Source organism: Shinella sp. H4-D48 (genome assembly GCF_022637395.1).
GTDB lineage: Bacteria > Pseudomonadota > Alphaproteobacteria > Rhizobiales > Rhizobiaceae > Shinella > Shinella sedimenti.
Genome location: NZ_CP093338.1, coordinates 501,972 through 514,111, shown reverse-complemented (window position 1 = coordinate 514,111; position 12,140 = coordinate 501,972). Strand labels below are relative to the sequence as shown.

Annotated in this window: 13 protein-coding genes; 9 read left to right on the top strand and 4 right to left on the bottom strand. The window is 58.9% G+C overall.

Translation table 11 applies throughout. The features are described 5' to 3' along the window. Positions 1 to 58: 58 nt before the first annotated feature. Together MNR02_RS19415 and MNR02_RS19410 are read left to right on the top strand one after the other, a co-directional pair. Complete coding sequence (locus tag MNR02_RS19415; RefSeq protein ID WP_241948965.1) at positions 59 to 1,132, top strand: ABC transporter substrate-binding protein; 1,074 nt, start codon at positions 59 to 61, stop codon at positions 1,130 to 1,132. Between the two features lie 8 nt (positions 1,133 to 1,140). Beyond that, on the top strand, positions 1,141 to 2,217 hold the full coding sequence (locus tag MNR02_RS19410; RefSeq protein ID WP_241948964.1) for a siderophore-interacting protein: 1,077 nt from the start codon (positions 1,141 to 1,143) through the stop codon (positions 2,215 to 2,217). Between the two features lie 141 nt (positions 2,218 to 2,358). Here the strand turns inward: MNR02_RS19410 and MNR02_RS19405 are convergent, their stop codons facing one another. Beyond that, positions 2,359 to 2,529 carry a hypothetical protein gene (locus MNR02_RS19405; RefSeq protein ID WP_241948963.1) on the bottom strand — a complete coding sequence of 57 codons (171 nt, stop codon included), beginning with the start codon at positions 2,527 to 2,529 and terminating at the stop codon, positions 2,359 to 2,361. A 101-nt stretch (positions 2,530 to 2,630) separates the two neighbouring features. On the opposite strand from MNR02_RS19405, the gene MNR02_RS19400 reads away from it, so the two are divergent. Then, entirely contained in the window at positions 2,631 to 2,855 is a 225-nt protein-coding gene (locus tag MNR02_RS19400; RefSeq protein ID WP_371746761.1) for a hypothetical protein, read from the top strand. A gap of 281 nt (positions 2,856 to 3,136) precedes the next feature. Beyond that, positions 3,137 to 4,948, top strand: coding sequence for a methyl-accepting chemotaxis protein (locus tag MNR02_RS19395; RefSeq protein WP_241948962.1), 1,812 nt, complete (start codon positions 3,137 to 3,139; stop codon positions 4,946 to 4,948). Between the two features lie 216 nt (positions 4,949 to 5,164). On the opposite strand, the gene MNR02_RS19390 is transcribed toward MNR02_RS19395, so the two are convergent. Then, positions 5,165 to 6,055 (bottom strand): LysR family transcriptional regulator, encoded by an 891-nt coding sequence (locus MNR02_RS19390; protein WP_241948961.1) that lies wholly within the window; start codon positions 6,053 to 6,055, stop codon positions 5,165 to 5,167. Between the two features lie 96 nt (positions 6,056 to 6,151). On the opposite strand from MNR02_RS19390, the gene MNR02_RS19385 reads away from it, so the two are divergent. The 5 genes from MNR02_RS19385 (at position 6,152) to MNR02_RS19365 (ending at position 10,088) form a co-directional block, all read left to right on the top strand. Then, positions 6,152 to 7,210 carry an aldo/keto reductase gene (locus MNR02_RS19385; protein WP_241948960.1) on the top strand — a complete coding sequence of 353 codons (1,059 nt, stop codon included), beginning with the start codon at positions 6,152 to 6,154 and terminating at the stop codon, positions 7,208 to 7,210. Between the two features lie 100 nt (positions 7,211 to 7,310). Beyond that, positions 7,311 to 7,865, top strand: coding sequence for a nuclear transport factor 2 family protein (locus tag MNR02_RS19380; RefSeq protein WP_241948959.1), 555 nt, complete (start codon positions 7,311 to 7,313; stop codon positions 7,863 to 7,865). 105 nt (positions 7,866 to 7,970) lie between these two features. Further along, a complete protein-coding gene (locus MNR02_RS19375; protein ID WP_241948958.1) occupies positions 7,971 to 8,297 on the top strand; it encodes an Atu4866 domain-containing protein in 327 nt (108 codons plus the stop codon). Positions 8,298 to 8,800: 503 nt separating this feature from the next. Further along, a complete protein-coding gene (locus MNR02_RS19370) occupies positions 8,801 to 9,466 on the top strand; it encodes a transcriptional regulator (RefSeq protein WP_241948957.1) in 666 nt (221 codons plus the stop codon). Positions 9,467 to 9,590: 124 nt separating this feature from the next. After that, on the top strand, positions 9,591 to 10,088 hold the full coding sequence (locus tag MNR02_RS19365) for a hypothetical protein (RefSeq protein WP_241948956.1): 498 nt from the start codon (positions 9,591 to 9,593) through the stop codon (positions 10,086 to 10,088). A gap of 260 nt (positions 10,089 to 10,348) precedes the next feature. On the opposite strand, the gene MNR02_RS19360 is transcribed toward MNR02_RS19365, so the two are convergent. Together MNR02_RS19360 and MNR02_RS19355 are read right to left on the bottom strand one after the other, a co-directional pair. After that, on the bottom strand, positions 10,349 to 11,053 hold the full coding sequence (locus MNR02_RS19360) for a GntR family transcriptional regulator (protein WP_241948955.1): 705 nt from the start codon (positions 11,051 to 11,053) through the stop codon (positions 10,349 to 10,351). 2 nt (positions 11,054 to 11,055) lie between these two features. Beyond that, positions 11,056 to 11,730 carry a GntR family transcriptional regulator gene (locus MNR02_RS19355; RefSeq protein WP_241601566.1) on the bottom strand — a complete coding sequence of 225 codons (675 nt, stop codon included), beginning with the start codon at positions 11,728 to 11,730 and terminating at the stop codon, positions 11,056 to 11,058. Between the last annotated feature and the right edge of the window lie 410 nt (positions 11,731 to 12,140).

Sequence of the window (12,140 nt, the reverse complement as noted above, 5' to 3'; positions counted from 1 at the left end):
ACAAGCCAGAGGAAAGCGCCGCACGGGGCTGCCTGCGGCATTCTTCAGGATTCTGGTGGTGTTTCTACCGCTGGCAACGCTTGAGGCTGCGCCGGCACAGGCGCAGATCGTCCTTTCCGATGCAGCCGGGCGCACGGTAACACTCGCCAAGCCTGCCCGGCGTATCGTCACGAATGAAAGCCTCATTCTATTGTCGCTGGCCCTCGTGGATCCGGATCCTGTGGCGCATTTTGCCGGCTGGGCGGCGCCACAGAGAATCGACCGCGGCATGTACCAGGCATATCGACGGCGTTTTCCCGCGATCGACACGATACCGACGGTTGGAAGCGTGCTGCCGGCGAAGACCTCTGTCGAGGCGGTGCTTTCCGTAAGGCCGGATCTCTTCGTCGTCTCGATCTGGGAGACCGGCTGGACGGAAGTCACGATGACGCTTGAAGCGGCCGGCGTTCCAGTGCTCTTTCTCGATGGGCCGGTCAATGACGGCAAGGGCCCCGGAGAAACGACCGCGTTCTCGGTCGAGCTTCTCGCAGAGGCTGTAGGGCAGGCGGAAAAAGGTAAAAGCTTTGGTGATTTCGTGCGCGCGAGATACAAGCGCATCACAGATCGCACGGCGGGGCTTGAACCGGTTTCGGTGCTATTGGATGCCCATGCTGGCGCGACTTGCTGCGCGACGCCCGGCAAGGGAAATCGCATGACGGAGTATCTTCGGTTCGCCGGAGGAAGAAATATTGGCGCCGACTTGCCGGGCTATGACGGTTTGCTGAGTTCCGAATATGTGCTCGACGCTGACCCCACGGTCTACATCGCGACCGGCGGGCCACATCTTGCCGCCCAGGGTGGTCTCGTTCTGGGTGGCGGTGTCAGCGTGGCTGCCGCACGAACATCACTTGCGGCCATTTTGGCAAGCGATATGCGCAACGCGCTGACGGCGGTGAGGGAAGGCCGGGCTCACGCCGTGTCGCATCAGCTCTCCATTTCAGTGCTCAACATCCTCGTTTTCGAGTGTTTTGCCAAGTGGATGCACCCCGCGGTCTTCGCAGATATCAATCCCGCCCAAACCCTCGCAGAGATCAACGAACGCTTTCTGGCCGTGCCGCTCGAAGGCACGTTCTGGGTCGATTTCCAGCCGTAGGATAGAATATGCAAGGCAGCGAGTACACCGCTCAGGCCCGGATCGCGCTCCGTGAACCCGAACGGGTTATCGCGCAGTTCTGCGACCATATGCTCGAACACGATGCCAAGGTGACCGCAGGTCCGGGTGGTCCAGAGCTTGCGTTTGGCAGTAGTCGCGCCGCTTTCTCCAAGGACGGCGAGGAAACGGTGGTTGATGTCGCTGCGCCCGATCTGGAGGGTCTCTACTTCGCACGCATGTCAATTGCATCCCATATTCTCGAATTTTCCGGGGACGACCCGCCGGTCATCACCTGGACGGGCGATGGCGGAGAAATCGTCCGTCCCCCGAATTTCCAGATCCTGGAGGTGGTGGGCTGTCGGACGCTGACTAAGCATATGCGTCGGCTGACATTTTCCGGCGAAAACATTGCACGCTTCGCTGGCCTCGATGCGCTGCATCTCAACCTCATGATTCAGCGCCCGGAGGCCGTCGAGCCACAGTGGCCGCATGTGGGAAAAAACGGTATCATCGCCTGGGACCAGCCCGAGCTTCGGCCTCTCATGCGCAAATATACCGTACGCTCCGTCGATCTCGCCGCCGGAACGCTCGATATTGACTTTGTGTTGCATGATGCCGGGCCAGGCTCTGGCTTTGCAGAAAAAGCGCGCGTGGGCGACAAGGTCGGCGTCGTCGGTCCCGGCGGTGGTGGTTTAGTCGAGGCAGATTGGTATCTTTTTGCGGGAGACGAAACCGCACTTCCCGCGATCGTCCGAATGCTGGAACACCTGCCGGCCGGGGCGAGGGGAAAGGCGTTCCTTGAAGTGGCGGGCAGCGCCGATGTTCAGACGCTGGATATGGCAGCAAAAATCGAGGTCGTGTGGCTCTTTCGAGGCGAGCGACCTCCTGGGACCACGACGCTTCTGTTTGATGCCATTCGCGAGACCAAGTTTCCAGGGCAGGATGAACGCCTGTATCTATGGGCCGGTTGCGAGTTTAACTCTTTTCGTGCGATCCGCGCCTTTGCGCGCCAAGAGCGAAAGCTCGCAAGCAGTCAGCACCTCGTCGTCTCCTACTGGCGTCGGGGTGCCCCGGAAGACGAATAGATTGTGGAAGGGCCTTCTAGCCGGGCACCACATAGAATGCGGCCAGTCTGTTAACGCCCTTCTGCTGATCATATCGTGGCAGGCGATACAAATCCGGGCTCGGCCATGAGGGCAGTGACTACTGCCGGCATAGCCGGTGGCCTAGAGCGTCTTCGGCAGATCGCCGTTCTCATCGGGATTCGGGTTTGGCAATTCATCAGGTAATACGTCAGGTTCCGGTTCCCTGATCGGCGGCTCTGGCAAATCTGGTGCCGGATTGGGAGCGACGCCGGGCGGGTCCTTCGGGGTTGGGTCGGCTGGTGCAATGGCCATGACGGTCTCCTTTCGAGGGAAAGGCCGGCCGGCGGTGGAATGTTCCGTCGAGGAAAGGCGTCACTTGCAGTCCTGACATCCAATCTCCTGGGACGGACAGGTTGTGGGCACATTTGGGATCGCGACGACATCGTCATCAACCAGTTGAAGAGTACGGACGCCTGATCAGCAGCGGGCCGATTGGCCTGTCTGTCGGACATAAGGTCCGTGTCGTGCCAAATCACGCATGTGTGGTCACCAACATGGTCGATACCGTTTTTGTCGTTGGCAATGGATTGGTTCGGGCCGAGGCCTGGTCTGTCACGGCGCGCGGCATGGTGGTCTGAATTCCCAAGCAATTTTCCGCCGGTCGCAGCAGGTTCGCTGAGGTAGCAATAGACGGGGCGATTGTCGGACTCTCTCCGACGCGGCGTTTTGGACAGCCAGACTTCGATGCAGCCGGGAACTGCCTTTGACGCTAGCGTCTAGAGCGCTCGTCCCGGAGTGCCGGGCCGCTCTATCCGTAATCCCGACAAGCTGTCCCGGCGGCAGCCATGGGATGATTTGTATAATTTACTGCTTCTTAAGGATAATCTAACATGCTTGGCCCTCATATGGGGATCACACGATGGCATCAATCCAACACAAGATTACCGCTGCGAGCACCGCGATTTTTGTTATAGCCGGGGGCGCGGCCGGTGTCGGAATCTGGTCGGCGTCGACGATGAATGCGGATGCTGTCGACATTGCCAGATCCGGGCAGATCCTTCGCAATCATATGCAGGCCGATATGATGCATGATGCCCTGCGTGCCGATGTTCTTGCCGCACTGCATGCCTCCAATCCCGCCGCCGGTATAAAGTTCGAGCAGGTCAAAGCGGACCTTGCGGAACATGTTGCCTCATTCCGCAACGTGATCGACGAGAACAAGGTGCTGGCGAAAGATCCCATCACGCAGAAGGCGCTGGCAAGCGTCGAGCCGCCGCTTCTTACCTATATCGACAGCGCGACCAACATGGTGGCGGCGGCGGAGAGAACCCCTGTTGACGCGATGAATGCGCTACCGGATTTCATGGCGCAGTTCTCGAAGCTGGAAAGTGCGATGGAGCATGCCGGCGATCAAATCGAGACAGTCACCACATCCATCTCCGACCTGAGCACTCAGACCGCAAATACCATCAACTACACACTGAAAGCCATTCTCGGGCTGACGCTGATCCTGGCCATCGCACTTTTCGCGTTCTTTCGTCGATCCGTGACGACCCCCATTCTTCAGCTTTCGTCAGGCATGGTGAACATTGCTGATGGCGATACGGATGTAATTTGCACCGGTCTTGGTCGCAAGGACGAGATAGGGACCATGGCTGCCGCCGTGGAGGTGTTCCGCAAGGGGGCGATTGCCAAACGCGCGCTCGAGATGGATGCCGCGCGTGCACGCCAGCAAGCAGAGGACGATCGCATGGCGACCCAGCAGAAGGCCGAAGCCGACGCGGCCGAGCGTCTGCGAGCTGCAACCTCCGGCCTGGCCGGTGGTCTCAAGCGCCTGGCCTCAGGAGATCTCGCTTTCCAGCTCAACGAACAGTTTTCGCCGGATTTCGAGAGCCTACGCCACGATTTCAATTCGTCGCTGACCCAGTTGGGCGGAACACTGATGGCGATTTCTCAGGCAATTTCCGCTATCGATGGTGGCACGCAGGAGATTTCATCCGGCGCCAATGACCTCGCCAACCGCACGGAGCGTCAGGCTGCCTCCCTCGAAGAGACCGCCGCCGCGCTCGATGAAATCACGGCAAATGTAAGCAATTCCAGCAAGCGCACCGAAGAGGCCCGTGCCGCTGCGACGGAAGCTGACCATGGAGCTGTTCGTTCGGTTGACGTTGTACGCCAGGCAGAGGAAGCGATGCAGCGGATAGAAAGCTCCTCGCAACAGATCTCAAACATCATTGGTGTCATCGACGAGATTGCGTTTCAGACCAACCTGCTTGCGCTGAATGCTGGTGTCGAAGCCGCGCGCGCCGGAGAGGCCGGCAAGGGGTTCGCCGTCGTTGCCCAGGAGGTTCGTGAACTGGCGCAGCGATCGGCGACAGCGGCCAAGGAGATTAAAGCCCTTATCAATACATCCTCTGCCGAAGTTGGAAGCGGCGTGCGGCTGGTTCGCGAAACGGGCGTCGCTCTCAACGAAATCGGACAGCGCATTTCCGGAATCAACCATCATATGAACGCAGTCGCGACTGCTGCGAAGGAACAGTCCGTTGGTTTGGTCGAGGTCAACAGAGCCGTCAACACCATGGATCAGACGACCCAGCAGAATGCAGCCATGGTTGAGCAGTCCACGGCGGCTTCCCAGGCGCTGGCTGCGGAAACTCGTAAACTGCGGGACTTGGTGGGGCAGTTTCGTTTCGATGACGCAGGCACGTCGCGCTTTCAGATGGCCTCGTGACCACGAAGCGGTCACTGCCGACGACGCCTTTATCGACAAGCATGTAGATCGGGTTGGTACAGTATCTCCGCACCAATGCGCCCAGATGCAGGTTCGATCTGTTCCGTGTTGGCGACGACTTTACGCACAAACTGCGTAACCTGCTGACAGATGATCATATCAAAAGATCGATCGATTGACGCATGGCATTCGCCTGATCGCCATAAAGCGTGGACGCTACCGCCACCGCTTCACATGGTCGACAAGCGCGCGCAGTTTCGGAGGGAGATTGCGACGGCTGGGATAGTATAGAAAGAAGCCTGCAAAGGAAGGGCAATAGTCCTGAAGGAGAGGAACCAACTGGCCGGATTCGACATAGGGCTTGAAGGTGTCCTCCATGCCGAAGGTAATGCCGCCGCCGGCGCAGGCGATGCGGATCATAAGCCACATGTCATTGGTGGTGATCTGCGGGTTCACAGCCACATCGAAGTCATGCCCCTTTTGCCCGAACTCCCAGCGATAGGGTGCGCTGTGCGGCGCGGGGCGCCAGCCGATACAACGATGCGCCGAAAGCTCAGAAGGGTGTTCTGGCTCGCCGAAACGTTCAATGTACGACGGCGCAGCGAAGACGCCCTGGCGCTGATCGCCCGAGACCGGAACGGCAATCATGTCCTGATCAATGACTTCCCCCAGCCGTACCCCCGCGTCATACCCTTCCGCGACAATGTCGAATTCCTCGTCCGTGACAGTGACGTCGATCTGAATGGCGGGAAAGCCATCGGCGAAACGCGCCAGAAGCGGACCGGAGATGAACTGTTCGGCGATGGATGACACCGCCAGCCGTAGCAGCCCGCTTGGTGCGCTGTCGCGATCTGCCGTCGCGTCGAGCGCCAGCCCGACTTCGGAAATCGCCGGCGCCACCCGCTGATACAGTTGTTCGCCGGCCTCCGTGAGGCTGACACTGCGCGTCGTGCGCCGCACCAGCGCTACTCCCAGTCGATCCTCGAGACGACGAATCGCCTGGCTGATCGCTGGCCGTGTCACGCCGAGATTCTCCGCGGCCACGCGGAAGCTCCGCGCTTCCGCGATTGCCAGAAAGACTGAAATGCCGTTCAGATCGATTGCCATTGGTTAGATACATTTACCAGATTGGAAATCATTGGGCAAATTGTCCGATCCTATCGACGCGCTTAACTTGGGTTTCGCAACCAGGAGATAGCTGACATGGCGATTGATCATTACAAACTTCTTGGACGGTCGGGATTGCGCGTTTCGCCGTTGAGCTTGGGAACAATGACCTTCGGGTCCGACTGGGGGTGGGGTGCGGACGGTGACGAGGCGCGCCGCATCTTCGATCTCTATGTTGACCGGGGCGGCAACTTCGTAGACACGTCGGTGAACTATACCGACGGCGGCGCCGAACGCCTGCTTGGCACCTTCATCGGCGACAAGCGCGAACGGATCGTCCTTGCGACGAAATTCACCATGGCGCGCGACCCGGGCAACCCGAACTCGGGCGGTAACCACCGCCTGAACATGGTGCGCTCCGTCGAACAGAGCCTGGCACAACTCGGTACGGATCGGATCGACCTCCTTTATCTTCACGCATGGGACATGACGACCCAGCCGGATGAAGTTATGAGGGCACTCGACGACCTCGTTCGTTCTGGGAAAGTGCTCTACCTCGGCATCTGCAACACGTCTGCATGGCGCGTTGCACAGATGCAGACGCTTGCCGACATCCGCGGCTGGTCTCCGTTCGTGGCGATGCAGATTGAATACAGCCTCGTCGAGAGGACCGTCGAGCACGAACTTCTGCCGGCGGCTGCCGCGCTAGGTCTTGGGGTTCTCCCGTGGTCGCCGCTCGGCGGAGGCGTGCTCACCGGCAAATACTCGCTTGCCGATGTCGAGGATTCGCGCGAGGCGGCCGTGTCTGCCAGCCGGAAAGGTGTCATCGCTGCGTCCGGACATTTGAACAAACGTGCGATCGAAATAGCGAGCGAGGTTAAGGCCGTCGCGGAGGAAGCAAACGCCACGCCGTCGCGCGTGGCACTTGCCTGGACGCTGGCCAATCCAGCTGTCGTTTCCTCCATCATCGGTGCCCGGACGCTTGGCCAAGCCGAGGACAATCTCAAAGCGCTGGATCTTCGGCTGACGTCGGAGCAACTCGACCGACTGAACTGGATCAGCGAACCGAGTCCCGTCTTTCCCGATCGCTTCACGCAGCGTCCCCTCGTGCAACAATTGATCTTTGGCGGTTCTGCCGTCGAACGCCGCGAATGACCGTTCGAGCGACATTTGGCCCGGCGACGATGCATGCAACGTCAGTGCGGGTCGATGGGGCGCTCAACAGGCAACGAGTAACCAGGAAAGAACCGATACCATGACCACTCTTCCTACACACCAACGGGTTGCCAGGGCGAGCATAACTGTTGTGATCACAATAGCGCTGATCTCGTTCACCCTGCCGGTCACAGCCTACGCCATCACCACGGCAACGCAGGTGCAGTCCCCAGACAATGCCACAATCGAGCAACGGAATCGCGCGATCGTCGAAGCCGCCTTCGAAAAATGGCGCGGGGGCACTTACGTCTTTGGGGACCTTCTTGCTCCCGACGTCGTCTGGACGATCCATGGCTCTGGCCCGGTGGCGGGCACTTATCGCAACCAGAAGGACTTTATCGAGCAGGCCTCGCTTCCGCTGACAAGCCGCCTCGCGACGCCGGTCGTGCCGGAGGTGCGCGACATCTTCGCCGACGGCGACACGATCATCATACGCTTCGACGGATCGGCGACCACGACGTCGGGCGCACCCTACAGCAATCAGTTTGTCTGGATATTTCAGATGAAGGATGGCCTCGTCGTCAAGGCGGAAGCCTTCCTGGACCTCGTTGCCTATCAGCAGGTTGTCGATAACAACGCCCCGCGTTCCCAATGACCGGTGCCTGCGGTTCGGCAGACCTGATGTCTGTCGAACCGAAACCGCGCCCCCATGCGCCGTCACCTCTAGACCGACAACAGTAACGCTTGACGGAGCCACATCATGCGACAGTCACTTGCGGCACTCATGGCCGCCACCCTTTCCTTTCAATCCGTAGAAGCGCAGGAGACCAATTTGCAACCCAACCACCCCTATGTCGGCATGTGGGTCACGGACGACAACCGTGTTCGACACGAACTTCTACCGAGCGGGCGTTACGTCGAGGCCCGCGGGCAGCGAGAACGCGCCTATGAAGGACGCTACGAAGTCGACGGGACGCATATCGAGTACTGGGACGACACGGGCTTCACTGCCGATGGCGATTTCGTGGATGCGAACACATTGCATCATGGCGGTATGATCCTGCGCCGCAAGCCGGTGATGCCTTGACATGCAGGATGAGCCTCTCCATCGGGAAAACCACAGATCGGTGGGCTGCCGGTAAATCCATGTAGCATAAGGACGATGGGCGGGTTCTTCCCATTGTCCGGCAGGTTCAGGATGCCGGCGAGGCCCCTTCCGCCATTGTTGATCCTCATTGCGCTTTCCGCAGCATGGCTCGTGGTTGATGCGAGGGCAAGAAGCAGCGTTGCCGCAAGGGAGCAGGCGTTCATGATAGTTCACCTCTTTATCGTTAGCTTTGCGCAGTCTTTGCAAAGTCCTCCGTCATGCCAATTTCGCGTTAATGAGAAAGGTGACGCGAACAGAAGCAACACCTGAGAAGTGTTGTTCGTTGCAAGGCGGCAGTCCTTAACGGGTATCAGCCGCGAACACAGAGTAATTCTAGGGTCACAGTGGGGCTGGACTGATAGGCATCCAATCATTATGCAGTAGGCCTGCGGCTTTCCTGATGCGCCGCCGGACATTTCCTTGGATATGCAGGGCTTCGAACTTTGAAAAAAACGCAACGCAGTTTTTCCGTCGAATATAAGGGTCGACGAAAGCCGGACCCCAAGTCCAACTCCATCTGGGGCGGCATCGACCTCAAGTCTGTTGCCCGCGATGTCGAGGTCGAGGCGGCGCCATACCCGCCAGCAGATGAACCGGATGGCCAATCCGCTGGCAATGTGCTTGCGACGAACACCGAGACGGTTGGACCGTTCTTGACACAACCGGTTCGGCAGCACACAACTGAAGCCGCTAACGAGGAGACGAACATGGCCGATGAAAGCGAAACGATGACCACTGGTGATGCCCCGGCCGTTGTTGAAACGCCCACCTTGCCGAAGAAGCAACGCCAGCCCCGGGCTAAGAAAGTGGCCGCAGAACCCGCTTCTGTTGGCACTGTGGCGGCAACAGCCGCTGTTTCAACGGAAGCCGCTGGAAAGCAGAAGCGGGGTCGCAAAGCAAAAGCGGTCGAAGCTGCAAGCCCTGCAAAGCGCAAGCCCGTGAAGCGTGCTCCCAAGACGGTACAGGCGGCATCTGCCGTATCCCCGGCGATTGACGACATCGCGGATCTGCTGCAGCTGGAAGAAGAAAACCAGAAGCTGCGCAAGCTGCTTGCCGAAAAGCTGCGCGCTGAAAACGCCGATCTGCGCAAGCGGCTGAAGCTCGCCTGATCGAGGCAGGTGGCCAATGGTTGGCCGCATGGTCATGCGTTTCGTGACGAGTGTTCTGATGGCGCCTGGCTGCGACCAACGGTGAACGCGCAGTCTGCGAACGGATAAATGCGGGGTCGAACAAATGGCGTCTCCATGGAAGTTGCTTGCGCGTCTCGTGTCGCCGCGACGCCCGCCAGCGCAGGACGAGGCCACGGACGAGGGCGCAAGCCCGGCCGTTTCGCCGATCGTTGGCTCTACGGATAAGCCAGGGGCCGGCGATGAACTTGACGGTCCTTCCGCCGCGCACGGACCGTTCGACGAGACCGGCGGCGACAATGCCATTGACGGGACGTTGGCGAAGAATGATGCCGACGTCCCGACAGGCAACACAGCTTCGCTGGACGATGCCGCTCCAAAGATCAAGAAGACCGCCAAGGCCGTCTCGCACAGGCGATCAGGACGTCTCAAACCAGTCGAGACCCCCGCAGCTGTCGTGCAGACCTCCCCAGTTGCCCGCACCATCTCCGAAGGTATGAGCGACCTAGAGGCCGAGATCAGGTTTCTTCGGGAGCAATTGGCGAACAAGCTTCGCCTGCAGAATACGCAGCTGAGGAAGATGCTGGACAGGTTCGAGCGCTGAACGGGCCCACGAGGTGGCGTCGGGTTGGCGCCGCAGATGCCCACGCCAACGCTCATGACCTAACCATGCCGCCTCCCGCTCGTCGAGAAGGCATCGGCAAGCGGATCAACCAGCTTGGTGATCCGATGCACCATACAAATCTGGCGTCGCCTGTTATGAGGCTTTAGCCGGGTAATCGGAGAAGGTGAGATGCACGAAAAGGCGGATTCCTTCGCACGGCCATTGGTTCAGGCCGGATCAAGCTAGCGAATTCGGAAGCCTCATTTTCCTGAAAGAAATTTCGGTTCTTTCAGGATATGGTCAATTCCTCTCTGAACGTGGCTTGTTATGATCTGCCTTGCGCCATCGGCATCTCTTGCGAGCGCCCGTTCAAAGAGCAGTTTGTGATCGTCAACGACAGCCTTGCCTCGGAAGCTTCCAGCAAGCATATGATATCGCAGGAAGCGGTCGAATACCGACGATAGGCTTTGAAGAAGCGTCATCGAATTGCTCGCGGCAACGATCGCCCGATGGAATTCCCAATCGCATCGGACCCAGTCGATCGTACGGGTAATATCGCCAGCGAGAAGCCGGCGTTCCACGGCCGCCAGTCGATGATGGGCAGCGACGATCGATCCTTCCCATTCAAGATCCCCGACTGCAAATGACAGGCCGATTGCATGGCATTCCAACACGGTACGAAGGTCGGCCAGCTCCGTCAGTTCCTGCCTGGAAACGGGGCTCACTTCGAACCCGCGCTGCCCTTCCGCAAGCACGAGGTTCTCTGCCGATAATCTGGACAGGATCTCGCGCAGTGAGGAAATGCCGATCGAATATCGCTCGCGGGCCCTCTCAAGCTTGATCTTGGAGCCGGGCGGCAGGATTCCCATTATGATGTCGTGTCGCAAACGCCGAAAGACCGCATCGCTGATGCTTTCGCCGAGGTCATTCACCCGTTCGTGCTCACCTGATCGTTCTTCGTGCATGATCAATCCTGAAGGGGTGACTTCCCCGCCAACGCATGTTCGACACCGCCCTGAATGTGCAGACCGAGGATTTTCTTCGCGGTCTCCTGATCTCGCTTGAGGGCAGCGTCCAGGAGTTGCCTGTGTTCGTCCTCGGCGATCTTGCCGCGATAGGAGAGGGCAACCATTTGGTAGCGCAGGTACTTGTCGAAGACGGCGGCATGGGTTTCCATCAGCAGTCTGGACCCACAGGCGGAAATCAGAGCCTGGTGAAACTCCCAGTCGTAACGCTTCCAGGCTTCTGTCTGGCTGGTATCCCCGCTGGCCATAATGCTTTCCATGCGTGCCAGTTTGTAATGGGCTGATGCGAGCCGGGCCTCCCAATCGACGTCGCCCCGTGCGAAGGACTGCTCAAGCGCGTGCGTCTCCAGCAACAGACGCAGCGCGGCAATCTCTTTCAGGTCGGTTGATGACATCGGTGCCACATGAAAGCCCCGTTGGCCCTCCGCCACGACGAGACCTTCGGAGGCGAGCCGGCTCAGGATTTCTCTTAGTGTGCTGATGCTGGTGTCGTAGGCTTCCTTGAGCTTTTCAAGCTTCAACTTCTGGCCTGGGGCAAGGCGTCCGAACATGATGTCGGCCCGAATGCGCTTGTAGCTACTTTCGGCGATGGTTTCGGTTGCTAGATCGGACAGCATGCGCTCATCTCAGAGATTTTCTAATTCCTCATACATATTGCGTCCGCTTATTTAAACCCGCCTGCAAAGCAATCGGAACAATTCAGGCGCAGTGATCTGCCCCTACTCGAATGTGGCCCAGCGTGGCCCGAGGGCAATCGCTTTGCGATTCCCGCCCCACTGGGCCGGCATTACTCACAGTTTTCGGTAAATCAACCGATCGAGGCGGTGACGACCGACGTTTTTCATCATCCTTCCCTCGGGCAGTCGTCTCAACCTCTTAAATCCGTATAGCAATTTTCCATGTGAATGCCGAAATGAATTTTATCGGAGATTTTATAAAAACTCAGTTGATTTGCAATTGGCCTTATGCCAGTTTTTGTGTGGTGCCGGTTGGAGGAGAGCTTGCCGGCCCCTTGGTTACTGGAGGA